Genomic DNA, 22,364 nt, shown 5'->3' with positions numbered 1-22,364 from the left:
ATCACCATGACTTCGATTTCCACGCCTCCCCGCCGCCCACGCTGGCGCAGCCTTGCCCTGCTGGCCCTGTGCCTGGCCCCGCTGCTCTGGCCACTGCACCATCTTGCCGAACGCTACTACCAGGACGAACTGGCCTCGCAGAACCGCCAGACCCTCGACCTCTACGTCGCCAACCTGCTCGGCACCCTGCACCGCTACGAGACCCTGCCGCAGATTCTCGGCGACCTGCCGGCCCTGCGCGGGGTGCTGGCCGACCCGTTCAAGACCGAGGCGGTGACCAACGCCAACCGCCTGCTCAAGAGCATCGTCGAGCAGACCGGCGCCGAGGTGATGTACCTGATGGATATCAGCGGCAATACCCTGGCCGCCTCCAACTGGGACAAGCACGACAGCTTCGTCGGTCGCAACTTCGCCTTCCGTCCCTACTTCATCGAAGCCATGGAGGGGCGCCTGGGGCGTTTCTTCGGCCAAGGCACCACCTCGGGCAAGCGGGGGTATTTCTTCGCCGCGGCCGTGCACGAGCGCGAGCGGGTGGTCGGCGTGCTGGTGGTCAAGGTCGACCTGGACCACACCGAGACCTTGTGGGGGCGTACCCCCGAACAATTGCTGCTCACCGACCAGAACGGCGTGGTCGTGCTGACCTCTCGCCCCGACTGGCGTTTCCGGGCCACCCGCGAGCTGACCGAGGCCGAGCGCGAGGCGATGATCGCCATCCAGCCCTACCCGACCCAGGCCCCGCAGCCGCTCAACCTCAACCCCTCGGCCTGGCTGGTGCAGAGCCGCGACATCCAGGAGACCGGCTGGAAGGTCAGTATCCTCGCCCCCCGCATGCTGGTGGATCGCTCGGTGCAGACGGTCATGGCCATCGGCGCTGGCACCCTGCTGGTACTGATGCTGCTGGCCGGCCTGGTGATGCAGCGGCGGCGCCACTACATCGACCGCATCGGCTTCGAGGCGCGCGGGCGCCAGGAGCTGGAAAAGCGCGTGATGGAGCGCACCGCCGACCTCGAAGGGCTGAACGCCCGCCTGAAAACGGAAGTGCTGGAACGCGAGCAGGCCCAGCAGGAGCTGGTGCGCGCCCAGGACGAGCTGGTCCAGGCCGGCAAGCTGTCGGTGCTCGGCACCATGTCGGCGAGCATCAGCCATGAGCTCAATCAACCGCTGGCGGCGATCCGCAGCTACGCCGAGAACGCCGAGATCCTCCTCGACCACGAGCGCACCGAGGACGCCCGCGGCAACCTCAAGCTGATCGGCGAACTGACCGGGCGCATGGCTTCGATCATCGCCCACCTGCGCGCCTTCGCCCGCCGCGACCAGCATGCTCCAGAGAGCGTGGCCCTGCAGCCGGCGCTGGACGACGCCCTGGCGCTGCTGGCCAAGCGCCGCCGTGCCATGGCCGTGGAGCTGGTCCGCGACCTGCCGGATGCCACGCTGTGGGTCCAGGCAGGCGAGACGCGCCTGCGCCAGGTACTCGGCAACCTGCTGGCCAACGCCCTCGACGCGCTGACCGAGAAGGCCAACCCGCGCAAGCTGTGGCTCAGTGCCGAAAAGCGCGACGGCTACGTCTACCTGTACATCCGCGACAATGGCCCTGGCTTCAGCCGCCAGGCCTTGGAACATGCCAAGGAGCCGTTCTTCACCACCAAGACCCGGACCCAGGGCCTGGGGCTGGGCCTGGCCATCTGCGAAAGCCTGATGCACGCCCTCGGCGGTGAGCTGCTGCTGGGCAACCACCCCGAAGGGGGTGCCCTGCTGACCCTGCAACTGCGCGTGGCCAAGCCCGGCGCCAACCTGCAACCTTCGGAGGACCCCTCGGCATGAGCCCCGAGACACTGATCGACAGCCGCGCCCAGGTCATCCTGGTGGACGACGACCCGCACCTGCGCCAGGCCCTGAGCCAGACCCTGGACCTGGCCGGGCTCAAGGTCGTCTCCCTGCCCGACGCCCATGGCCTGGCCGAGCGCATCGAGGCCGACTGGCCTGGCGTGGTGGTCAGCGATATCCGCATGCCGGGCATCGACGGCCTGCAACTGCTGGAGCAAGTACAGGGCCGCGACAACGAGCTGCCGGTGCTGCTGATCACCGGCCACGGCGACGTGCCCCTGGCGGTGCAGGCCATGCGCGCCGGGGCCTACGATTTCCTGGAAAAACCCTTCGCCAGCGATGCCCTGCTCGACAGCGTGCGCCGTGCCCTGGCCCTGCGCCGCCTGGTGCTGGACAACCGCAGCCTGCGCCTGGCCCTGAGCGACCGTCAGCAACTGGCCGCGCGTCTGGTCGGCCAGTCGCCGGCCATGCAACGCCTGCGCGAACAGATCGGCGCCCTGGCCGGCACCCGCGCCGATGTGCTGATCCTCGGCGAGACCGGCGCCGGCAAGGAGGTGGTGGCGCGCGCCCTGCACGACCTGTCCAGCCGCCGCGACGGCCCGTTCGTGGCGATCAACGCCGGGGCCCTGGCCGAGTCGGTGGTCGAGAGCGAGCTGTTCGGCCATGAGCCGGGGGCCTTCACCGGTGCCCAGAAACGGCGCATCGGCAAGTTCGAGTTCGCCAATGGCGGCACCCTGTTCCTCGACGAGATCGAGAGCATGAGCCTGGACGTGCAGGTCAAGCTGTTGCGCCTGCTGCAAGAGCGGGTGGTGGAACGCCTGGGCGGCAACCAGCAGATCCCTCTGGACATCCGCGTCATCGCCGCGACCAAGGAAGACCTGCGCCAGGCCGCCGACCAGGGGCGCTTCCGCGCCGACCTGTACTACCGCCTGAACGTGGCGCCGCTGCGCATCCCGCCGCTGCGCGAGCGCGGCGACGACATCCTGGTGCTGTTCCAGCACTTCGCCGACGCGGCCAGCCAGCGCCATGGCCTTTCGCCCAATAGCCTGCAACCGGCCCAGCGGGTCATGCTCCTGCGCCATGACTGGCCGGGTAACGTGCGCGAGCTGCAGAACGCTGCCGAGCGCTTCGCCCTGGGCCTGGAGCTGGCCCTCGACGGCCAGGCGCCGGCCAGCCCCAGTGCACCGGCGCCGGTGCCCGGCGGCAACCTCAGCGAACAGGTCGAGCAGTTCGAGCGTTCGTTGATCGCCGCCGAGCTGGCCCAGCCACACAGCTCCATGCGCAGCCTCGCCGAGGCCCTCGGCATCCCACGCAAGACCCTGCACGACAAGCTGCGCAAGCACGGCCTGAGTTTCGAAGGCAGCAGCAGCGGGCACGACGACCAGGAGGACAACCGCCCATGACCACCGACAGCCAGTATCTGCAATCCGTACTGCACAGCGACATTCCCCTGACCCGGCAGATGGGCCTGGAGGTCATCGACTGGCAACAGCAATGCCTGCGCCTGCAATTGCCCCTGGCCGCCAACGTCAACCACAAGAGCACCATGTTCGGCGGCAGCCTGTACTGCGCCGCGGTGCTGGTGGGCTGGGGCTGGCTGCACCTGCGCCTGCGCGAACTGGGCATCGACGATGGTCATATCGTCATCCAAGAGGGCCGGATCAACTACCCGCTACCGGTCACAGGCACCGCCGTGGCGCGCTGCGAGGCGCCGGACGACAAGACCTGGGAACGCTTCGTGGCGCTGTACCAGCGCCGCGGCCGGGCACGCCTGACCTTGGACACCGTGGTCAGCAATACCGGCAGCGACGCGCCCGCCGTGACCTTCAGCGGGCAGTACGTGCTACATCGCTGAGGCGAGTTGCAGCAGCGCCTGGCGCCAGTCGGCGGCGCCGGGCAAGGCCAGGAAGAATGGGTTGAGCAGCGATTCGCGCGGCGGATAGAGGAACGGTTGGCCATCCAGGCCGATCACCTCGCCGCCGGCGCCTTCGAGCACGCCCTGGGCAGCGGCGGTGTCCCACTGGGAGGTCGGCGCCAGGCGCGGGTAGCAATCGGCGGCGCCTTCGGCCAACAGGCAGAACTTCAGCGAACTGCCGATATTGGCCAGCGCCAGTTCACCCACGGCGCTGCCCAGGCCGGCCAGCAGGGCTTCCTGCTGCGGGCTGGAGTGGCGCCGGCTGGCGACCACGGTGAAGCGCCCCCCGGCAGGTGGGGCGCTGCGCACCTGGATCGGCTCGGCCTGCGCCCCCGCTTCGGCGCGCCAGGCACCCAAGCGGCGACCGCCGAAATAACAGCGCCCGTTGGTCGGCATGGCGACCACGCCGAACACCACCTCGCCGGCCTCGATCAAGGCGATGTTGACGGTGAATTCCTCGCTGCCGGCGATGAACTCCTTGGTGCCGTCCAGCGGGTCCACCAGCCACCAGCGCTGCCAGGCCTGGCGCTCGGCCAGGGGGATGTCGCAGTCCTCCTCGGACAGCACCGGGATCTGCGGCGCCAGGGCTTGCAAGCCCTCGACGATGACCCGGTGGGCGGCCAGGTCGGCGGCGGTCACCGGCGAGTCGTCGGCCTTGGTGGTCACCGCGACGCCAGCACGCCAGAACGGCAAGATGGCCTTGCCGGCCAGGCCTGCCAGCCTGGCCACCTCGTGCATCAGCTGTTGGTCGTTCATACCTCGAGCAGCCCCCGCTGGGCCAGCAGGTCACGAGCCAGGTACAGCGCCGCCAGGGCACGGCCTTCGGAGAACTGCGGGTGCATGGCCAGGGCCGACAGTTCACGCAGGCTGACCTTGTCGACCCGCATCGGCTCGGGCTCGTCGCCTTCCAGGCGCTCCTCGTAGAGGTCGGTGGCCAGCACCACCTGGATCTTCTGGCTCATGTAGCCAGGCGACAGGGAGAGTTCGGTCAGGTGCTCCAACTGGCGCGCACCGAAGCCGGCTTCTTCCTTGAGTTCGCGGTTGGCCGCTGCCAGCACGTCCTCGCCCGGCTCGATCAGGCCCTTGGGCAGGGACAACTCGTATTCGTCGGTGCCGCCGCAGTATTCCTCCACCAACACTGCATGCTCGGCGTCGAGCATGGCCACCACCATCACCGCACCGTAGCCATTGCCGCGCCCGACCAGGCGCTCGTAGGTCCGCTCGGTGCCGTTGGCGAAGCGCAACTGTACGGCTTCGACCCGGAACAGGCGACTGCTGGCGACGATCTCGCGGCTGAGGACGGTGGGTTTCTGGCGCATGGGGCGGCTCCTTGGCGTGAACGGGTTACTATACCGTGGCTTGCCGACTGATCGAGAATTTCCCATGCCCGTTCTTCCCTGGTCCGCCATCGATACCGTCCTGCTGGACATGGATGGCACCCTGCTCGACCTGCATTACGACAACCGCTTCTGGCTGGAACACCTGCCCCAGCGCTACGCCGAGCTGCATGGCGTGAGCCGGGCCATGGCGGAAATGGAGCTGCAGCCGCTGTTCGAGCGCAACGCCGGCACCCTGAACTGGTACTGCCTGGATTTCTGGAGCCGCGAGCTGCGCTTGCCGATCCGTGAGCTCAAGCAGGAGATCGCCGACCTGATCGCCCTGCGCCCGGACGCCGACACCTTCCTCGCCGCCCTGCGCCGGGCCGGCAAGCGCGTGGTGCTGATCACCAATGCCCATCGCGACTCGCTGTCGCTGAAGCTGGAGCGGGTGGAACTGGCACCGTACTTCGAGCGGCTGATCAGCTCGCATGACTACGGCTACCCCAAGGAGAACGCCCAGTTCTGGGATGCGCTGCGGGCGGACATCGGCTTCGAGCCGGGGCGCAGCCTGTTCATCGACGACACCCTGGCGATCCTGCGCAGTGCGCGGCGGTTCGGGGTCGGGCATCTGCTGGCGGTGCGCCAGCCGGACAGTCGCGGCGAGCCGAGGGATACCCAGGAGTTCGCGGCGGTCGAGGATTATCGGGCGTTGCTGGTAGGCCTTTGAAAACTGCCCCAAGGCTTTCTGGAGCCGCTGCGTGCCCCATCGCCGGCAAGCCGGCTCCCACTGTTCTGGACATGACACAGACTTGTGAACGCCCCATGGCCCCTGTGGGAGCTGGCTTGCCGGCGATGGGCTGCAACGCAGCCCCAATGCCACTTGATTCAAAGTCTATGGAAGCAGGCTCGTCGGGGCACCGAACCGCCGCGAACAGGCCGGCACGGCCCCCAACGCCGTATCACTCAGGAATGCGCAACACCTGCCCCGGATAGATCTTGTCCGGATGCTTGAGCATCGGCTTGTTGGCCTCGAAGATCTTGTTGTACTGGTTGGCATCGCCGTACTCGGCCTTGGCGATGGCACTGAGGGTATCCCCCTTCTTCACCGTGACGAAACGCGCCGCCTGAGCCACCGGCCCGGTGACGGTGATCTGGTCTTCGACCGTGGCCACGCCATCGATATTGCCGGCGGCGAGGATGAGCTTCTCCTTTTCCTCCTGGCTGGCGACCTCGCCCTTGAGGATGACCTTGTCGCCCTCCACCGTGGCAGAGATATTCGGGTTGCCCAAGCCAACGCTCTCGACGTGCTTCTTGAGCTGCTCCTCGGCATTGGCGTTGCCGGGGGTCAGCAGGTCGATCAACTTCTCTCCGGCTTCCTTCACGAAACTGAACAGGCTCATGTCGCTCTCCTTGATGATGAATACTCGGAAGCAGGAGTCTAGGCCAGGATCGTCCACCCCGCTGCCCGGCGCCCCATCGACGCGCTTTATCACCACATAGACCCTAGCGACTGGACGCCACCCGCCCACCGGCTTAGGCTTGGGCGGGTAAACAAAGCCGCCGGTAACCCGCCCCGATGAACAGCAAACCTCCGGTCTGTGCGGCGTCCACATCGCTGTCGCTGCCTGCCGCCAGCAATACCTACGACTACCGACAGCTCACCGACGAGGCGCGCGACAGCACCCCGCTCGCCGAGGAAGTCGCCCTGGCCATCGCCTACAACGGCCTGAACCAGGCAGTGATGCTGGTCAGCCCCACCGACCTGGAAGACTTCGCCGTTGGCTTCAGCGTCGGCAGCGGCATCGTTGCTGGCACCGAGGAAATCTACGACGTGAAGCTCTCCGGCAGTGGCTCGGCGCTGTACGCCGACCTGGAGATCTCCAGCCGGGCCTTCTGGAACCTGAAGAACCAGCGCCGCCAGTTGGCCGGCACCAGCGGCTGCGGCCTGTGCGGGGTCGAGGCCCTGGAGCAGGCGCTGCCTGAGCTTGCCGAACTGCCTGGCGCGCCACTGCCACCTGCCCAATGGTTGGCCGGGCTGCGCGAGCGCATCGACGCCTTCCAGCCCTTGGGCCAGCACTGCGGCGCCGTGCATGCAGCGCTGTTCATGGACCGCCACGGCGAATTGCTGCTCGGCCGCGAAGACATCGGCCGGCACAACGCCCTGGACAAGCTGATCGGCGCCCTGCTGCGCCAGGGCATCGATACCCGGGGCGGCCTGGCCGTCGTCACCAGCCGCTGCAGCCTGGAGCTGATCCAGAAAGTCCTGCGCGCCGGCATCCAGACCCTGGTCAGCCTTTCAGCCCCCACCGGCCTGGCCTTGCAATGGGCCCGCCAGCACAACCTCAACCTCATCCACGTACCCAAGCACAGCGCACCACGGGTGTTCAGCCCGGCGGCGCACGCGTGACGACTGCCTGGCAGGCACAACGAAAAAAGCCCTGTCCGCAAGGGCCAGGGCTTTGTCTCAAGTAACTTAAGACAACCGAAAAACAAGAAAGTTTCATATTAAAATCAATTAGTTAGAAAATTGTGTACAACTCGTGCAACTCGTCGGATTTTCGTTGCCAGGCGCATCGGAGAGCCTCAAATTCGCCTCGTCATCCCTATGAGGCTCTCTTGATGAAGAAGTACTCCTCGATTCTGTTGTTGTCCTTCGGCCTGCTCAGCGGCGTTGCCATGGCAGGCGGCAACACCGAGGCTGGCATTGGCGGCGCACTGGGTGGGGTACTCGGCTCCGTGGTCGGCCAGTCCATCGGTGGCAGCACGGGTTCGGCCATCGGCGCGGGCCTGGGCGGTGCCGCCGGTAGTGCGGTGGGGGCCGACAAGCGCCAACGCGGCGAAGCGGCCATCGGTGGCGCGCTGGGCGCTGCGGGCGGCAACGTGATCGGCCGCCAGGTCGGCGGCAATACCGGCAGCCTGATCGGCGCCGCAGCTGGCGGTGGCGCCGGCGGTGCCCTGGGTAACTACATGGGCAACAAGGCCGACGCCGACGAGCGTCACGACCGCCGTTATCGTCGTGACTACGACGGCCGTCGTCACTGGGACCGCGGCCATCACTACGGCCATCGCAAGCACAAGAACAAGCGCCACTGGCGCCATTGAGATACGCAAGGCCTGCGCCTTGCCTAAAGGCCCTGCCCTGACCGGCAGGGCCTTTTCGTATCGGCCTCAACGCTTGAGCTGCAGCCCCGCCAGGGTGGCCTGCAAGGCCTCGGGCAGCGCTACCGGCCGGCCGCTGGCACGCTCGACGAACACCTGCACCACCGTGCCCGCCGCACAGGCCTGCGGCTCGCCCGGGCGAAACAGCGCCAGGCGATACTCCACCGTGCTACCCGCCAGGCGCGTCACCCCCAAGCCCACCTCCAGTACATCCGGGAAGCCCGGCAGCGCATAGAAATCCGCCGCCGAACTGACCACGAACGCCGCCAGCTCGCCATCCCGCAGGTCCAGCTCGGCCTGCTCGATGAGAAACGCCTGGATGGCGGTTTCGAAGCAGCCGTGCACCGTGGCGCCAGCGAGGTGGCCGTTGAGATCATTGTCTTGCGCACGGGTGAGGATGGGGTGGAAGTGGGCGAAGTCGGCGTGTTGGGGAGATTCGGTCATGATTTGTCCTGGCCAGTGGCACGGAGATAAATTTTCTGAAAATCACATAGATCAATTTTGCTCCATGGAAGGGACGCTTCCCACAGAAACTCGGCAACCAGGCGGCTGGGCCATACAGGTCAGTATCAATGAACAGGACACGTCCTGACAGCCCAACGCGGCGGCAATGTGGTTTGCTGAACACATGGAGGCCAGCCTCAACGACCCGTCACTACTGAGGGATGACGAGGAAGTAGAGCGACTGTTTACTGCACGTCGCGCAGCCCTCAGAGCCAGGCGGCAGTGACACGCCTGGTATGGCGTGCAAGGACCGCTACCGCATAATGGAGCACATCGCGGCAGACAATCCCGACGCTGCCATTGCGCTGGATGAAGCTTTCAGGGAAAAAGCGAGGCGGGCGCCCATATCCCATCGCTCTACAAGCTGAGTAGATACGACGGCACACGGGAAATTGTCGTTCGGCCAAATGACGTGATGGTCTATCGAGCCCTTCAGGACCGTATCGAAATCATCCGTATGATGCATGCTAGGCAGAAGTGGCCATGAAGCATAAAGCAATAACCGTAACCCCAAACACCACAAGGCCGCTCCAGGTTCACGACTGATCTTGAGATCAACGTGGGAGCGGCCTTGTGTCGCGATGGGCCGCGAAAGCGGCCCCCCGTGGGTCTTGGCTTAGAGCTGTGGACCGGCGGCCTGGATGGCCTCGGAAACCTCGAACTTCTTGAAGTTCTCGATGAACAGCTTGGCCAGGCTCTTGGCAGCCTCGTCGTAGGCAGCCGGGTCGGCCCAGGTGTTGCGCGGGTTGAGCAGGACGGTCTCGACGCCCGGAACGGCCTTCGGCACGTCCAGGTTGATGATGTCCAGGTGCTCGGTCTCGGCACCGACCAGGGCGCCGCTCTGGATCGCAGCGATCACGGCACGGGTGGTCGGGATGCTGAAGCGCTTGCCGACGCCGTAGCCACCGCCGGTCCAGCCGGTGTTGACCAGGTAGACCTTGGAGCCGAAGCCCTTGATGCGCTTGATCAGCAGTTCGGCGTATTCGCCGGCCGGACGTGGGAAGAACGGCGCGCCGAAGCAGGTGGAGAAGGTCGACTTGATGCCGCCGCCCGAACCCATTTCGGTGGAGCCGACCAGCGCGGTGTAGCCGGACAGGAAGTGGTAGGCCGCCTGCTCGTTGTTGAGGATCGACACCGGAGGCAGAACGCCAGTCAGGTCGCAGGTCAGGAAGATGACCGCGTTCGGCTCGCCGCCCAGGTTCTTCTCGGAACGCTTCTCGACGTGCTCCAGCGGGTAGGCCGCGCGGCTGTTCTGGGTCAGGCTGCCGTCGGCGTAGTCAGCGTGCTTGGCATCGTCGAGGACGACGTTTTCCAGCACCGCACCGTGCTTGATGGCTTTCCAGATGACCGGCTCGTTCTTCTCGGACAGGTCGATGCACTTGGCGTAGCAGCCGCCTTCGATGTTGAACACGACGCCCTCGCCCCAGCCGTGCTCGTCGTCACCGATCAGGTAACGGCTCTCGTCGGCCGACAGGGTGGTCTTGCCGGTGCCGGACAAGCCGAAGAACAGGGTCACGTCGCCGGCTTCGCCGATGTTGGCGGCGCAGTGCATCGGCAGCACGTCGGCGGCCGGCAGCAGGAAGTTCTGCACCGAGAACATGGCTTTCTTCATTTCACCGGCGTAACGCATACCGGCGATCAGCACCTTCTTCTGGGCGAAGTTGATGATGACGCAGCCATCGGAGTTGGTGCCGTCGCGCTCGGGGACGCACTCGAAGTTGGCAACGTTGAGGACCTGCCACTCTTCGCGGCCGGCCGGGTTGTACTGGGCCGGGTTGATGAACAGGCAACGGCCGAACAGGTTCTGCCAGGCGGTCTGGGTGACCATCTTGACCGGCAGGTAGTGCTCGGCGGCAGCGCCTACGTGAACGTGGGAGACGAAGTGCTCCTGGGCGTTGTTGAACGCCTCGACGCGCGCCCACAGGGCATCGAACTTGTCGGCAGGGAACTTGCGGTTGATCGGGCCCCAGGCGATGGCACCGGAGGTGCTGGGCTCGTCGACGATGAAACGGTCAGCTGGCGAACGGCCGGTGCGATGACCGGTTTTCACGACCAACGCGCCGGTATCGGCCAGTTCGCCTTCACCGCGGGACAGCGCTTCTTTTACCAGCTCATCGACGCTCAGGTCGGTGTACACGGTGTTGTTGGCTTGCGTCATGAGGTACCCCATCCGGCCCGAGGCCGAGTGCTCCAAACGTTTTGTAGTGGTCTGTTGCAAACTACTACAGCGAAAAAAGTGGCCGGATTATGCCAGAAAAGCCCAAAAAAAGTAGGCCCCTCCTGTCAGAACTGCGCTTTTTCGCAGTTAGACAGGAGAATTTCCTGTAGTGAATCGTTTTAGTGCCGAGTTTCTGACGGTGCGTCCGTGCCGCCCCCGGCAAACAATTGCGCGACATCGCTGGCATCGAAGAAGTAGCGCTGGTTGCAGAACTGGCAATCGATCTCGACCTGGCCGCCACATTCCTCGACCAGTTGCCGTGCATCGTGCTCGCCCAGGCTCACCAGGGCATTGCCGGAACGCTCGCGCGAGCAGCTGCAGCGAAAGTGCAGCGGCTGGATGTCGAACAGGCGCACGGCATCCTCATGGTAGAGGCGGTGCAACAGGGTCTCGTTGTCCAGGGTCAGGGCTTCCTCGGCGCTGAGGGTGCCCGCCAGGGTGGTCACATGCTGCCAACTGGCCTCGCGGTCTTCTTCGTCGCGCTCACGGTCCACCGGCAGTTGCTGCAGCAGCAGGCCCCGGGCGCGCTGGCCGTCGGCATGCAGCCAGAAGCGCGTGTTGAGCTGCTGGGAACGGACGAAGTAGTTGGTGAAACACTCCGACAGGCTGGCCCCGTGCAGGTCGACGATGCCCTGGTAGCGCTGGCCTTGCAGCGGATCGATGGTCAGGGTCAGGGCGCCCTCGGGCATCAGTTGCTCGAGCCCGGCGTCGGCATCGATGCGCGCACTGTCGTACCGGGCCATGCCACGGATCTCGCGGTCGCTGGAGCATTCGACCATCAGCAGCGGCACCGGGCCTTCCGAGCGCGCCTGCAATACCAGCAGGCCATCGAACTTCAGCGCACCGACCAGCAGCGCGGCGGCGGCCATCAGTTCGCCGAGCAGCAGCGCCACAGGCTGCGGGTACGGATGACGGGCCAGCACCTCGGCATAGCTGCGTTCGAGCGCCACCCACTCACCGCGCACATCGCGGTCGTCGAAGATGAAACGTTGGGTGAAATCGGTATCCGGCAAATCGTGCATAGGTTCTGGCTATCTGAAAATGATGACAAAATGTGTAAACGGACTTGAAAGTCCCGTTGCAGAGCGCTCACGAGGCGCTCCATATCCCGCTGGCAATAGAGGTATCTTATGGACAATCGACCACTGTTCCAAGCAAGGTGGTCCTGGGGCCCCTTGGCAGCCTGTACCCTGCTGCCCATCGCTCTACTGTGTTTCTGGTTATGGCCCTTTGGCCAGATCCTGTGCCTGACTTTCGACGAGTGGCTGTTCCACAGCCTCAACGCGCCGTTGGCCGACAACGCCATCTGGCGCTACATCTGGACCCTCGGCAGCCTGCGCCCCTTCGATATCGTCGTCGGCCTGATCCTGCTGGCGCTGCTGATCCGTGGCGACTGGGTGTTCAAGGCCTGCCAGGTACGCGAGGCCTTTTTCGGCTTCCTGGTCACGCTAATCCTCTTAGTGGTGATTCGCGCGCTGTTTTCCAAGTGGGTGGATGCCTCCGGCTGGCAACATGACAGCCCGTCGATGGTATTCGGCGATGCCATCCACCTGAGCGACTTCTACCCCGACCTCGAGGCCAGCTGGGAACTGAAGGACCGCTCCAGCAAGAGCTTCCCGGGCGACCATGCCTCGGTGTTGCTGGTCTGGGCGCTGTTCATGAGCCTGTTCAGCCGTCGCCTGGTGCAGCACCTGCTGACCTGGAGCCTGGCCGTGCTGTTCATGCTGCCGCGCCTGGTGGCCGGTGCCCATTGGGGGCAGGACGACTATATCGGCGGGCTGCTGATGGCGGTCCTGGCGCTAGGCTGGAGCTGCCATACGCCACTGGCGGCCAAGGCCAGCGCGGCGCTGCTGCGCTGGACGGCACCGCTGTTCGCGCTGTTGGCCCGGTTGCCGTGGGTGAGGCGGCTGAGCGTGGTACGCGCGGGCTGATCGCGCTTGGCTGCCCTTTGGGGCTGCAAGGCAGCCCTGTCGGCTCAGTCGTAACTGCCCTGCAGTTGGTGGATCTGCCGCCGCTGCTTCTTGGTCGGGCGCCCGTCGGTGGTCACGCCCAGCGCCCCGGCCTTGCGCATCTGCGCCGCCTGTTCGCGACGCCGAACGCTCTCCTCGGTCTCCTCGTACAAGGCCTGCGCCTGCGGCGCGCCCCGTCGCACCACCGACAGCGCCTTGACCACCACGGTGCGCTCGTCGAACCCGGTACGCAGGACGAACTCGTCGCCCACCCGCGGCTCCTTGCCCGGCTTGCAGCGCTCGCCCCGGCAATGCACCTTGCCACTCTCGATGGCTGCCTTGGCCAGGGCCCGGGTCTTGTAGAAACGCGCCGCCCACAACCATTTGTCCAGGCGAACCTTGTCGTCTTCTTCCGACTTGTGTGCCATCCCGATACCTCGAATGCTGTCTGTCACCGAACTGTACTACCGTAACTTGCGGATGCAAAAAGTCGCCGGCGTGCTTACAGTTCACCACCTCATTCGCAGGGTGTGCTTCGTGAAGACATTTGACCATCTGACTGTGATCGGCCTGCGCGAGTGGGTCGCCCTGCCCGACCTCGGCGTCGCGGGCCTGCGCGCCAAGATCGATACCGGTGCCAGCACCTCCAGCCTGCACGCCACCGATGTGGAACCCTTCGAGCGCGATGGCCAGCCCTGGGTGCGCTTCACCGCCCACCTGGGCTCGGTGGTGCAGTTGCGTCACCGCCGCTGCGAGGCGCCACTGGTCACCCGCAAGACCATCAAGAGCTCCAACGGCCAGGCCCAGGTCCGCTATGTGATCCGTACCCCTCTGGCCCTGGGCGACCGGGTCTGGGAAGTGGAGTTCACCCTGGCCTGCCGCAAGAACATGCGCTATCGCCTGCTGCTCGGCTCCAAGGCGCTGATCCATGGCCAACTGGTCGTCAACCCCGGCCTCAAGTACGTTCAGGACAAACCGGCCTTTGCGACCACCCTTTCCCCTGTCACAGGTGCTGCATGAAGATCGCTGTGCTGTCGCGCAACCCGCGTCTGTATTCCACCCGTCGTCTGGTCGAAGCCGGTACCCAGCGCGGCCATGAGATGGTGGTGATCGATACCCTGCGTGCGTACATGAACATCGCCAGCCACAAGCCGCAGATCCATTACCGCGGCAAGCCGCTGGAGGGCTTCGACGCGGTGATCCCGCGCATCGGCGCCTCGGTCACCTTCTATGGCTGCGCCGTGCTGCGCCAGTTCGAGATGATGGGCGTCTACCCGCTCAACGAGTCGGTGGCCATCGCCCGTTCGCGCGACAAGCTGCGTTCCCTGCAACTGTTGTCACGGCGCGGCATCGGCCTGCCGGTCACGGGCTTCGCCCACTCGCCGGACGACATTCCCGACCTGATCCAGATGGTCAACGGCGCCCCGCTGGTGATCAAGGTGCTCGAAGGCACCCAGGGTATCGGCGTGGTCCTGTGCGAGACCACCAAGGCCGCCGAGTCGGTGATCGAGGCATTCATGGGCCTGAAGCAGAACATCATGGTCCAGGAATACATCCGCGAGGCCGGCGGGGCCGATATCCGCTGCTTCGTGGTCGGTGACAAGGTCATCGCCTCGATGAAGCGTCAGGCCAAGCCTGGCGAGTTCCGCTCCAACCTGCACCGGGGCGGCGTCGCCAGCCTGATCAAGATCACCCCGGAAGAGCGCATGACCGCCATCCGCGCAGCCAAGGTCATGGGGCTGAGCGTGGCCGGCGTGGACATCCTGCGCTCCAACCACGGGCCGCTGGTGATGGAAGTGAACTCATCGCCAGGGCTGGAGGGGATCGAGGTGACCACCGGCAAGGACGTGGCCGGCATGATCATCGCGCACCTGGAAAAGAACGGCGGGCCGAACCAGACGCGGACCAAGGGCAAGGGCTGAAACCAACGCCGCGAAGGGAGCCCCGCGAATCAGACCGCGTTACGCGGCAGCATCAACCCCAGCGGCAGGCGTACCCGGGCCTCGACCCCGCCACCGGAGCGGTTGCGCAGCTCGACATTGCCGCCATGCTGGGCAGCGATACGCTTGACGATCGCCAGCCCCAGCCCGGTGCCCTTGCCTCCCCGGGCCCGGTCGCCACGGATGAAGGGGTTGAAGATGGTCTCCAGCTCCGATTCATCGATACCGGTGCCCCGGTCCAGCACGCTGAGCACCACGTAGGGCGCACTCTGGTCGCCAGACACATAGGCGGCCACCTCGACGCCCTTGCCACCGTGATGCAGGGCATTGCCGATCAGGTTGCCGAGCATGCGCTTGAGCGAGACCCGGCGCAGCGGAAACGGCGGGATCGGCTCCAGGCACAGGCGCACGCGCTCCTCCGGCTGGTTATACGGCGCCACCACCTCGCGCACCAGCTCGTCCAGGTCGACTTCCTCCAGCGGCTCGTCGCGCCCGTCGCGGATGAACGCGAGGAACTGGTCGAGGATGGCGTCCATGTCCTCGATGTCACGCACCATGTCGTCGGTCAGCTCGCTGTCGTTGGCCATCAGCGACAGTGACAGGCGCAGGCGGGTCAGCGGCGTGCGCAGGTCATGGGACACCCCCGCCAACATCAGCTCGCGCTCGCGCCCGGCCTGCTCGACGTCCTCGGCCATCTGGTTGAAGGCGCGGTACACCTCGGTCATTTCGCTCGGCGTATCGCTGATCGGCAAGCGCACGCTGCGCCCCTGGCCCAGCTGGCGCGCGGCGAACACCAGGCGCTTGAGCGGCTGGTTGAGCTGGCGCACGAAGATCCAGGCCGACGCCGTGGACAACAGGCCGATGGCCAGGAACCAGCCCAGCACGTTCCAGATCTTCTGCCCACGCAAGGGGTGCGGGTACAGCGGCACCTTCAGCCAGCCCGGCCCCAGGCTCGGCGCATTGACCCACAGGGCTGGCGGTGCATGGATACGCAGCCGCACCTCGGTGTCTTCGCCCAGCTCGGCCTGCATCTGACGCTGGTAGATCTCGCTGTAGGGCCAGTGCTGTTCACCCTCGGGCACACCGGCACCGGTCACCCGGATCAGGCCCGCGGCCTCGGCGATCTTGTCGCGGTTCTCCTCGTCGGCCGCCCAGTAGGCACGTAGCGTGAGGGCCACGCCATGGCTGTACTGGCGGTCGACCAGCACGTCCTCGTTCATCAGCAGGTACACCAGCGTCAGCGCCTTGGAGAACAGGACGACGATCAGCACCAGCCACAGGGTGCGGGCGAAGAAGCTTTGCGGGAACCACAGGGGCGTTTTCATCGAGGACAACTACTGCAATGCGGCACGAGCAGGGCTCGCGGGGGTTGCCGGCACGCCACAGACGAAAACAGGGCGACCCGTCCGGATCGCCCTGCCGCGTCGAGGCATGCCAGCAGGCTCATTTTCCGGCGTTTCCGTCCGGCACGAAGACATAGCCCACGCCCCAGACGGTCTGGATGTAGCGCGGCTTGGACGGGTCGGGCTCGATCATGCGGCGCAGGCGCGAGATCTGCACGTCGATGGAACGCTCCAGGGCATCCCATTCGCGGCCCCGGGCCAGGTTCATCAGTTTGTCGCGGGTCAGCGGCTCGCGGGCATGCATCACCAGGGCCTTGAGCACGGCGAACTCACCGGTGGTCAGCATGTGCACCTCGTTGCCGCGCTTGAGCTCGCGGGTGGCCAGCGAGAGCTCGTAGTCGCCGAAGGTGACGGTCTCGTCCTCGCTGCCGGGCGCACCCGGTACGCTGGGCGCCTGGCGGCGCAATACGGCCTTGACCCGCGCCATCAGCTCGTCGGGGTTGAACGGCTTGCCCAGGTAGTCGTCGGCGCCCAGCTCCAGGCCCTTGATGCGGCTGAGCTCGTCGCCCTTGGCGGTGAGCATGATGATCGGGATCTGGTTGTTCGCCGCACGCAGGCGCTTGCACGCCGCCAGGCCATCCTCGCCCGGCAGCATGAGGTCGAGCACCACCAGGTTGAAGACCTCGCGGGCCAGCAGGCGGTCCATCTGTTCGGTATTGGGCACCGCACGGGCGCGATAGCCCTTGCTGGTGAAGAAACGCTCCAGCAGGCTGCTCAGCCCCGGATCGTCGTCGACGATGAGAATCTTGTCGCCTTCAGCGGTGTTTGCGGTGCTGGTCATGAATAACTCCTTTGATGTCGCCGCGCATTATGGCGTAGCCATTGCAACGCGTGCCGTGTGCATTGTTAGCAGATTTTTCCCCTGGCGCCAGTTCCCGCCGGGCCTGCGCTGGCCCGGCGCTATCACCGCAAGCCCGGCACGATGGGTATAATGCGCCGCTTTCACCCAGCGCCGCCGGGCCCGAATGCCCCCTTGCGGCCTCCAGCATTCACAATTTGTCAGGTGGTTCTCATGGACAGCATCAACAGCCGTATCGCCGAGGAACTGGGCGTTCGCCCACAGCAGGTCGAGGCGGCCGTGGCCCTGTTGGACGAAGGCTCGACGGTGCCCTTCATCGCCCGTTACCGTAAGGAAGTGACCGGCAGCCTGGACGATACCCAACTGCGTCACCTCGAAGAGCGCCTGCGCTACCTGCGCGAGCTGGACGAGCGCCGTGCGAGCATCCTTGCCAGCATCGAGGAACAGGGCAAGCTGACCCCGGAGCTGGCCCGCGAGATCAAGCTGGCCGACACCAAGACCCGCCTCGAAGACCTCTACCTGCCCTACAAGCAAAAGCGCCGCACCAAGGGCCAGATCGCCCTGGAGGCGGGCCTCGGCGACCTGGCCGACGGGCTGTTCGGCGACCCGCAGCTGACCCCGGAAACCGAAGCGGCGCGTTTCGTCGATGCCGAAAAAGGCGTGGCCGACATCAAGGCCGCCCTGGAAGGCGCCAAGTACATCCTCATGGAGCGCTTCGCCGAAGACGCCGCGCTGCTCGACAAGCTGCGCGGTTTCCTCAAGCAGGAGGCGGTGCTCAGCGCCCGCGTGGTGGCCGGCAAGGAAGAGGAAGGCGCCAAGTTCCGCGACTACTTCGCCCATGACGAACTGCTGCGTAGCGTGCCTTCGCACCGTGCCCTGGCGATCTTCCGTGGCCGCAACGAGGGCGTGCTGAGCGCGTCGCTGAAGGTCGGCGAGGAACTGCCGGGCACCCTGCACCCGTGCGAGGTGATGATCGCCGAGCACTTCGGCCTGGCCAACCGCAACCGCCCTGCCGACAAATGGCTGGCCGAGGTGGTGCGCTGGACCTGGAAGGTCAAGCTCTACACCCACTTGGAAACCGACCTGTTCGGCGAGCTGCGCGACAACGCCGAAGGCGAGGCGATCAACGTCTTCGCCCACAACCTGCACGACCTGCTGCTGGCCGCGCCGGCCGGCCCGCGTGCCACCCTGGGCCTGGATCCGGGCCTGCGTACCGGCTGCAAGGTGGCCGTGGTCGACGGCACCGGCAAGCTGCTGGAAACCGCCACCGTCTACCCGCACGCTCCGAAGAACGACTGGGACCGCACCCTTGCCGTGCTCGCCGCCCTGTGCGCCAAGCACTCGGTGGAACTGATCGCCATCGGCAACGGCACCGCCAGCCGCGAGACCGACAAGCTGGCCGGCGAGCTGATCAAGAAGTACCCGGCCATGAAGCTGACCAAGATCATGGTCTCCGAGGCCGGCGCCTCGGTGTACTCGGCCTCGGAACTGGCCGCCCGCGAATTCCCTGGGCTGGACGTGTCCCTGCGCGGCGCCGTGTCGATCGCCCGACGCCTGCAGGACCCGCTGGCCGAACTGGTGAAGATCGACCCGAAATCCATCGGCGTCGGCCAGTACCAGCACGACGTTTCCCAAGTGAAACTGGCCCGTGGCCTGGATGCGGTGGTCGAGGACTGCGTAAACGCCGTCGGCGTGGACGTCAACACCGCCTCGGTGGCGTTGCTGACGCGCATCTCCGGCCTCAACGCCACCCTGGCCCAGAACATCGTCGCCCACCGCGACGCCAATGGCCCGTTCGCCACCCGCGCGGCGCTGAAAAAGGTCAGCCGCCTCGGCGAGAAGACCTTCGAGCAGGCCGCAGGCTTCCTGCGCGTGATGAATGGCGACAACCCGCTCGACGCCTCGGCGGTGCACCCGGAGGCCTACCCGCTGGTACAGCGCATCGCCGCCGACACCGGCCGCGACATCCGTTCGCTGATCGGCGACAGCAGCTTCCTCAAGCGCCTCGACCCGAAGACCTTCACCGACGAGACCTTCGGCCTGCCGACCGTGACCGACATCCTCCAGGAACTGGACAAGCCCGGCCGCGACCCGCGCCCCGAGTTCAAGACCGCCGCCTTCCAGGACGGTGTCGAGGACCTCAAGGACCTGGAGCCGGGCATGATCCTCGAAGGCGTGGTGACCAACGTCACCAACTTCGGAGCCTTCGTCGACATCGGCGTGCACCAGGACGGCCTGGTGCACATCTCGGCACTGTCGGAAAAGTTCGTCAAGGACCCGCGCGAAGCGGTCAAGGCCGGCGACGTGGTCAAGGTCAAGGTCATGGAAGTGGACATCCCGCGCAAGCGCATCGGCCTGTCCATGCGCATGAGCGACACCCCGGGCGAGAAGGTCGAAGGCAACCGTGGCGGTGGACGCGGCAATGCGGGCAGCCGCCAACAGCAGGCACCCCGCCAGCGTGAAACCGCGGCGCCGGTCAACAATGCCATGGCCGCCCTGTTCGCCAACGCCAAGCAGTTGAAGAAGAAGTGATGGACGTTCCTGCCGAATACGTCGAAAGCGCCTTCAGCCAGCTCCTGGGCTGCCGCCTGCAACGCCTGGACGAAGGCGTCGCCGAGGTCGCCCTGGCGCTCACGCCACAGCTGCGCAACCGCGCCCACAAGCTGCATGGCGGGGCGATCTTCAGCCTGGTGGACATCGCCATGGGCCTGGCCTGCTCGGCCAGCCATGGCTTCGACCAGCAGAGCGTGACGATCGAATGCAAGATCAACTACCTGCGCGCCGTCAGCGACGGCGAGGTACTGTGCGTCGCCCGCGTGCTGCATGCCGGGCGCCGCACCCTGGTGGTCGACGCCGACGTACGCCAGGGCGACAAACTCGTCGCCAAGGCCCAAGGAACCTTCGCGGTTCTCTAGCTCCCGACGGGGCATCTGCGGTATTTTCGGCAGTGCGCTGGCACTGCCGGATCCGCGTAAACCAGGCGACAACGCCAGTTCCTTTGTCCCTACCCTTGTAGACCGTCAATGCTACCCCCATATTGGGGCGACTGACGCGTGAAGGAATCCATCTTGAGCGAACTCCTCAACCGCCGCCTGAGCCTGCTCGGCGCCAATCTCCCCCTGCTCAAGCAGTGCCTGCACGGTATTGAGCGCGAATGCCTGCGCGTGACCGACGAAGGTCGCCTGGCCCAGACCCCGCACCCGGAGGCCCTGGGTTCGGCGCTGACCAACGAGCAGATCACCACAGACTACTCCGAGTCGTTGCTGGAGTTCATCACCCCAGCCCTGGCCGACCCGGCCCAGGTCCTCGAGAACCTCGAGGAAATCCACCGCTTCGTCTACTCCAGGCTCGGCGACGAGTACCTGTGGAGCCCGTCGATGCCCTGTGCGCTGCCGGCCGAGGATGACATCCCGATCGCCGAGTACGGCACCTCCAACATCGGCAAGCTCAAGCACGTGTACCGCAAGGGCCTGGCCCTGCGCTACGGCCGCACCATGCAGTGCATCGCCGGCATCCACTACAACTTTTCCCTGCCCGAAGCCCTGTGGCCGCTGCTGCGCCAGGCCGAAGGCAGCGATGAAAACGACCGCGACTTCCAGTCGGCGGCCTACATCGCGCTGATCCGCAATTTCCGCCGCTACAGCTGGCTGCTGATGTACCTGTTCGGCGCCTCGCCGGCGCTGGATGCCGGCTTCCTGCGCGGCCGCCCGCACCAGCTCGAGCAGTTCGACGCCGAGACCCTGTACCTGCCCTACGCCACCAGCCTGCGTATGAGCGACCTGGGCTACCAGAGCAACGCCCAGGCGGGCCTGACGCCCTGCTACAACAACCTGGCCAGCTACACCGACAGCCTGCGCAAGGCCGTGGGCACGCCCTATCCGCCCTATGTGGCGATCGGCACGCACAAGGATGGCGAGTGGGTGCAGTTGAACACCAACATCCTGCAGATCGAGAACGAGTACTACTCGAACATCCGCCCCAAGCGCGTCACCTACACCGGCGAGCGGCCTATCCAGGCCCTGATGGCCCGCGGCGTGCAGTACGTCGAGGTGCGTTGCCTGGACATCAACCCGTTCCTGCCGGTGGGCATCGACCTGTCCCAGGCACGCTTCCTCGATGCGTTCCTGCTGTTCTGTGCCCTGGATGAAAGCCCGCTGCTGGACAACGGCGAATGCGGCCAGTGCACCAGCAACTTTCTCACCGTGGTCAAGGAAGGCCGACGCCCAGGGCTGGAGCTACGCCGTGACGGCCAGCCGATCAGCCTGAAGGACTGGGCCGGCGAGCTGATCACCCGCATCGCGCCGCTGGCCGAGCTGCTCGACCGCGCCCAGGGCGGCGACGGGCATGCCAAGGCCCTGGCCGCCCAGCAGGCCAAGATCGACGACCCGGCCCTCACGCCCTCGGCCCAGGTGCTGGCACGCATGACCGAGCGCGAAGAAAGCTTCGTGCGCTTCGCCCTGCGCCAGAGCCAGGCCCACGCCGAGACGTTCCGCGAGCAGCCGCTGCCAGCCGAACGTCAGCAGGCGTTCGACACCCTCGCCCGGCAGTCCCTGGCCGAGCAGGCACGCCTGGAGCAGCAGGAGGTCGGCGACTTCGACCTGTTCGTCGGTGCCTACCAGGCCAGCATCCTGGCGATCAGCAACTGATGAGCCGCAGCACCGGCCCGCGCAAGCCACGCGCCAGCAGCCAGGCGAGGATCGACGCGATCCTCGCCGCAGCGCGTGAGCTGCTGGCCCACGAGGGTGTGGCAGGCCTGTCGATCTACAGCGTGGCCGAGCGGGCGCAGATCCCGCCGTCGTCGGTGTACCACTTCTTCGCCAGCGTCCCGGCCCTGCTGGAGGCCCTGACCGCCGATGTGCACCGGGCCTTCCGCGAAGCCCTGCGCGCGCCGATCGACACGGCCACGCTGGACACCTGGCACGACCTGTCGCGGCTGATCGAGCAGCGCATGCTGGAGATCTACAACCAGGACACCGCGGCGCGCCAATTGATTCTCGCCCAGCATGGCCTGAGCGAAGTGGTCCAGGCCGACCGCCAGCACGACATGGAGCTGGGCGAGCTGATGCACAAGCTGTTCGACCAACACTTCCAGTTGCCGGCGATGCCGAAGGATGTGGATGTGTTCGCGCTGGCCATGGAGTTGAGCGACCGGGTCTATGCCCGGTCGGTGCAATTGCATGAACAGATCACGCCGCGCATGGCCGAGGAAGGCAAGCGGGTGTTCGAGGCGTACCTGGGGCTGTACCTGCCGCCGTTCCTGGCCAAGCGCCAGCATCCATGAGCAATATGTAACACCCACGCCTTCCCTCTGATCATTGAAATTCGGGTTCCATT

The 22,364-nt window shown here is 66.0% G+C and carries 22 protein-coding genes; 13 read left to right on the top strand and 9 right to left on the bottom strand.

The genetic code is table 11. The annotated features are described in order from the left end of the window. Positions 1-6: 6 nt before the first annotated feature. Genes NJF35_RS03815 through NJF35_RS03805 form a run of 3 tightly spaced genes read left to right on the top strand, consistent with a single transcriptional unit; the run spans position 7 to position 3,679 of the window. On the top strand, positions 7-1,821 hold the full coding sequence (locus NJF35_RS03815) for an ATP-binding protein (RefSeq protein WP_225786624.1): 1,815 nt from the start codon (positions 7-9) through the stop codon (positions 1,819-1,821). After that, the gene (locus tag NJF35_RS03810) at positions 1,818-3,227 is read left to right on the top strand and encodes a sigma-54-dependent transcriptional regulator (protein WP_253080284.1); all 1,410 of its coding nucleotides are present in this window, start codon (positions 1,818-1,820) and stop codon (positions 3,225-3,227) included. Before NJF35_RS03815 ends, NJF35_RS03810 begins: the two co-directional genes overlap by 4 nt. Then, entirely contained in the window at positions 3,224-3,679 is a 456-nt protein-coding gene (locus NJF35_RS03805) for a YiiD C-terminal domain-containing protein (protein ID WP_225786626.1), read from the top strand. The genes NJF35_RS03810 and NJF35_RS03805 overlap by 4 nt, the downstream gene beginning before the upstream one ends. Here NJF35_RS03805 and cysQ read toward each other — a convergent pair. Together cysQ and nudE are read right to left on the bottom strand one after the other, a co-directional pair. Continuing rightward, a complete protein-coding gene (cysQ, locus tag NJF35_RS03800; protein ID WP_225786627.1) occupies positions 3,668-4,495 on the bottom strand; it encodes a 3'(2'),5'-bisphosphate nucleotidase CysQ in 828 nt (275 codons plus the stop codon). The genes NJF35_RS03805 and cysQ overlap by 12 nt on opposite strands. Then, a complete protein-coding gene (gene nudE / locus NJF35_RS03795; RefSeq protein WP_225786628.1) occupies positions 4,492-5,058 on the bottom strand; it encodes an ADP compounds hydrolase NudE in 567 nt (188 codons plus the stop codon). Before nudE ends, cysQ begins: the two co-directional genes overlap by 4 nt. A gap of 64 nt (positions 5,059-5,122) precedes the next feature. Here nudE and yrfG point away from each other — a divergent pair, with 64 nt between their 5' ends. Continuing rightward, the gene (gene yrfG, locus NJF35_RS03790; RefSeq protein WP_253080285.1) at positions 5,123-5,785 is read left to right on the top strand and encodes a GMP/IMP nucleotidase; all 663 of its coding nucleotides are present in this window, start codon (positions 5,123-5,125) and stop codon (positions 5,783-5,785) included. A 232-nt stretch (positions 5,786-6,017) separates the two neighbouring features. Here the strand turns inward: yrfG and lysM are convergent, their stop codons facing one another. After that, on the bottom strand, positions 6,018-6,458 hold the full coding sequence (lysM, locus tag NJF35_RS03785; protein WP_225786630.1) for a peptidoglycan-binding protein LysM: 441 nt from the start codon (positions 6,456-6,458) through the stop codon (positions 6,018-6,020). A 176-nt stretch (positions 6,459-6,634) separates the two neighbouring features. Between lysM and fdhD the strand changes: the two genes are divergently transcribed. Continuing rightward, a complete protein-coding gene (fdhD, locus tag NJF35_RS03780) occupies positions 6,635-7,465 on the top strand; it encodes a formate dehydrogenase accessory sulfurtransferase FdhD (RefSeq protein WP_253080286.1) in 831 nt (276 codons plus the stop codon). 212 nt (positions 7,466-7,677) lie between these two features. Next, on the top strand, positions 7,678-8,160 hold the full coding sequence (locus tag NJF35_RS03775; RefSeq protein ID WP_225786632.1) for a glycine zipper domain-containing protein: 483 nt from the start codon (positions 7,678-7,680) through the stop codon (positions 8,158-8,160). A gap of 66 nt (positions 8,161-8,226) precedes the next feature. Here NJF35_RS03775 and NJF35_RS03770 read toward each other — a convergent pair whose 3' ends face one another. From NJF35_RS03770 to hslO, 3 genes are all read right to left on the bottom strand, one after another. After that, a complete protein-coding gene (locus NJF35_RS03770; protein ID WP_253080287.1) occupies positions 8,227-8,661 on the bottom strand; it encodes an acyl-CoA thioesterase in 435 nt (144 codons plus the stop codon). Positions 8,662-9,337: 676 nt separating this feature from the next. Further along, complete coding sequence (locus NJF35_RS03765) at positions 9,338-10,879, bottom strand: phosphoenolpyruvate carboxykinase (RefSeq protein ID WP_225786634.1); 1,542 nt, start codon at positions 10,877-10,879, stop codon at positions 9,338-9,340. Between the two features lie 179 nt (positions 10,880-11,058). Next, entirely contained in the window at positions 11,059-11,961 is a 903-nt protein-coding gene (gene hslO / locus NJF35_RS03760) for an Hsp33 family molecular chaperone HslO (protein ID WP_225786635.1), read from the bottom strand. A 108-nt stretch (positions 11,962-12,069) separates the two neighbouring features. Here hslO and NJF35_RS03755 point away from each other — a divergent pair, with 108 nt between their 5' ends. Next, positions 12,070-12,870, top strand: a complete 801-nt coding sequence (locus tag NJF35_RS03755; protein ID WP_253080289.1) for a phosphatase PAP2 family protein — start codon at positions 12,070-12,072, stop codon at positions 12,868-12,870. Positions 12,871-12,914: 44 nt separating this feature from the next. Here the strand turns inward: NJF35_RS03755 and NJF35_RS03750 are convergent, their stop codons facing one another. Continuing rightward, on the bottom strand, positions 12,915-13,316 hold the full coding sequence (locus tag NJF35_RS03750) for an RNA-binding S4 domain-containing protein (RefSeq protein WP_225786637.1): 402 nt from the start codon (positions 13,314-13,316) through the stop codon (positions 12,915-12,917). Positions 13,317-13,425: 109 nt separating this feature from the next. On the opposite strand from NJF35_RS03750, the gene NJF35_RS03745 reads away from it, so the two are divergent. Both NJF35_RS03745 and rimK read left to right on the top strand, forming a co-directional pair. After that, the gene (locus NJF35_RS03745; RefSeq protein WP_253090680.1) at positions 13,426-13,908 is read left to right on the top strand and encodes an ATP-dependent zinc protease; all 483 of its coding nucleotides are present in this window, start codon (positions 13,426-13,428) and stop codon (positions 13,906-13,908) included. Next, on the top strand, positions 13,905-14,810 hold the full coding sequence (rimK, locus tag NJF35_RS03740) for a 30S ribosomal protein S6--L-glutamate ligase (RefSeq protein WP_225786639.1): 906 nt from the start codon (positions 13,905-13,907) through the stop codon (positions 14,808-14,810). Before NJF35_RS03745 ends, rimK begins: the two co-directional genes overlap by 4 nt. A 29-nt stretch (positions 14,811-14,839) precedes the next feature. Here the strand turns inward: rimK and NJF35_RS03735 are convergent, their stop codons facing one another. Both NJF35_RS03735 and ompR read right to left on the bottom strand, forming a co-directional pair. After that, a complete protein-coding gene (locus NJF35_RS03735) occupies positions 14,840-16,153 on the bottom strand; it encodes an ATP-binding protein (RefSeq protein WP_225786640.1) in 1,314 nt (437 codons plus the stop codon). 118 nt (positions 16,154-16,271) lie between these two features. After that, entirely contained in the window at positions 16,272-17,012 is a 741-nt protein-coding gene (gene ompR / locus NJF35_RS03730; protein ID WP_225786641.1) for a two-component system response regulator OmpR, read from the bottom strand. A 231-nt stretch (positions 17,013-17,243) separates the two neighbouring features. Between ompR and NJF35_RS03725 the strand changes: the two genes are divergently transcribed. The 4 genes from NJF35_RS03725 (at position 17,244) to NJF35_RS03710 (ending at position 22,311) form a co-directional block, all read left to right on the top strand. Beyond that, positions 17,244-19,562: a Tex family protein gene (locus NJF35_RS03725; protein WP_225786642.1), complete on the top strand. Its 2,319-nt coding sequence runs from the start codon at positions 17,244-17,246 to the stop codon at positions 19,560-19,562. Continuing rightward, complete coding sequence (locus tag NJF35_RS03720; RefSeq protein WP_225786643.1) at positions 19,562-19,945, top strand: PaaI family thioesterase; 384 nt, start codon at positions 19,562-19,564, stop codon at positions 19,943-19,945. The genes NJF35_RS03725 and NJF35_RS03720 overlap by 1 nt, the downstream gene beginning before the upstream one ends. Positions 19,946-20,098: 153 nt before the next feature. Continuing rightward, positions 20,099-21,676 carry a glutamate--cysteine ligase gene (gene gshA, locus NJF35_RS03715; RefSeq protein WP_225786644.1) on the top strand — a complete coding sequence of 526 codons (1,578 nt, stop codon included), beginning with the start codon at positions 20,099-20,101 and terminating at the stop codon, positions 21,674-21,676. Next, positions 21,676-22,311, top strand: coding sequence for a TetR/AcrR family transcriptional regulator (locus NJF35_RS03710; protein WP_225786645.1), 636 nt, complete (start codon positions 21,676-21,678; stop codon positions 22,309-22,311). The genes gshA and NJF35_RS03710 overlap by 1 nt, the downstream gene beginning before the upstream one ends. The last annotated feature ends 53 nt before the right edge of the window (positions 22,312-22,364 follow it).

The organism is Pseudomonas guariconensis, from assembly GCF_024127895.1.
In the GTDB taxonomy this organism is placed as follows: Bacteria; Pseudomonadota; Gammaproteobacteria; order Pseudomonadales; family Pseudomonadaceae; genus Aquipseudomonas; species Aquipseudomonas guariconensis_B.
The sequence above is the reverse complement of the archived record's forward strand: the minus strand, read 5'-3'. Positions and strand labels throughout refer to the sequence as shown.

What these genes read in the sequence shown, in the direction of transcription:
- lysM (WP_225786630.1), bottom strand. Translation starts at nt 6,458, where the DNA reads ATGAGCCTGTTCAGTTTCGTGAAGGAAGCCGGAGAGAAGTTGATCGAC.
- yrfG (WP_253080285.1), top strand. Translation starts at nt 5,123, where the DNA reads ATGCCCGTTCTTCCCTGGTCCGCCATCGATACCGTCCTGCTGGACATG.
- NJF35_RS03750 (WP_225786637.1), bottom strand. Translation starts at nt 13,316, where the DNA reads ATGGCACACAAGTCGGAAGAAGACGACAAGGTTCGCCTGGACAAATGG.
- rimK (WP_225786639.1), top strand. Translation starts at nt 13,905, where the DNA reads ATGAAGATCGCTGTGCTGTCGCGCAACCCGCGTCTGTATTCCACCCGT.
- ompR (WP_225786641.1), bottom strand. Translation starts at nt 17,012, where the DNA reads ATGACCAGCACCGCAAACACCGCTGAAGGCGACAAGATTCTCATCGTC.
- NJF35_RS03770 (WP_253080287.1), bottom strand. Translation starts at nt 8,661, where the DNA reads ATGACCGAATCTCCCCAACACGCCGACTTCGCCCACTTCCACCCCATC.
- NJF35_RS03805 (WP_225786626.1), top strand. Translation starts at nt 3,224, where the DNA reads ATGACCACCGACAGCCAGTATCTGCAATCCGTACTGCACAGCGACATT.
- NJF35_RS03710 (WP_225786645.1), top strand. Translation starts at nt 21,676, where the DNA reads ATGAGCCGCAGCACCGGCCCGCGCAAGCCACGCGCCAGCAGCCAGGCG.
- NJF35_RS03720 (WP_225786643.1), top strand. Translation starts at nt 19,562, where the DNA reads ATGGACGTTCCTGCCGAATACGTCGAAAGCGCCTTCAGCCAGCTCCTG.
- NJF35_RS03765 (WP_225786634.1), bottom strand. Translation starts at nt 10,879, where the DNA reads ATGACGCAAGCCAACAACACCGTGTACACCGACCTGAGCGTCGATGAG.
- hslO (WP_225786635.1), bottom strand. Translation starts at nt 11,961, where the DNA reads ATGCACGATTTGCCGGATACCGATTTCACCCAACGTTTCATCTTCGAC.
- NJF35_RS03815 (WP_225786624.1), top strand. Translation starts at nt 7, where the DNA reads ATGACTTCGATTTCCACGCCTCCCCGCCGCCCACGCTGGCGCAGCCTT.
- nudE (WP_225786628.1), bottom strand. Translation starts at nt 5,058, where the DNA reads ATGCGCCAGAAACCCACCGTCCTCAGCCGCGAGATCGTCGCCAGCAGT.
- NJF35_RS03810 (WP_253080284.1), top strand. Translation starts at nt 1,818, where the DNA reads ATGAGCCCCGAGACACTGATCGACAGCCGCGCCCAGGTCATCCTGGTG.
- NJF35_RS03775 (WP_225786632.1), top strand. Translation starts at nt 7,678, where the DNA reads ATGAAGAAGTACTCCTCGATTCTGTTGTTGTCCTTCGGCCTGCTCAGC.
- NJF35_RS03755 (WP_253080289.1), top strand. Translation starts at nt 12,070, where the DNA reads ATGGACAATCGACCACTGTTCCAAGCAAGGTGGTCCTGGGGCCCCTTG.
- NJF35_RS03725 (WP_225786642.1), top strand. Translation starts at nt 17,244, where the DNA reads ATGGACAGCATCAACAGCCGTATCGCCGAGGAACTGGGCGTTCGCCCA.
- NJF35_RS03735 (WP_225786640.1), bottom strand. Translation starts at nt 16,153, where the DNA reads ATGAAAACGCCCCTGTGGTTCCCGCAAAGCTTCTTCGCCCGCACCCTG.
- fdhD (WP_253080286.1), top strand. Translation starts at nt 6,635, where the DNA reads ATGAACAGCAAACCTCCGGTCTGTGCGGCGTCCACATCGCTGTCGCTG.
- cysQ (WP_225786627.1), bottom strand. Translation starts at nt 4,495, where the DNA reads ATGAACGACCAACAGCTGATGCACGAGGTGGCCAGGCTGGCAGGCCTG.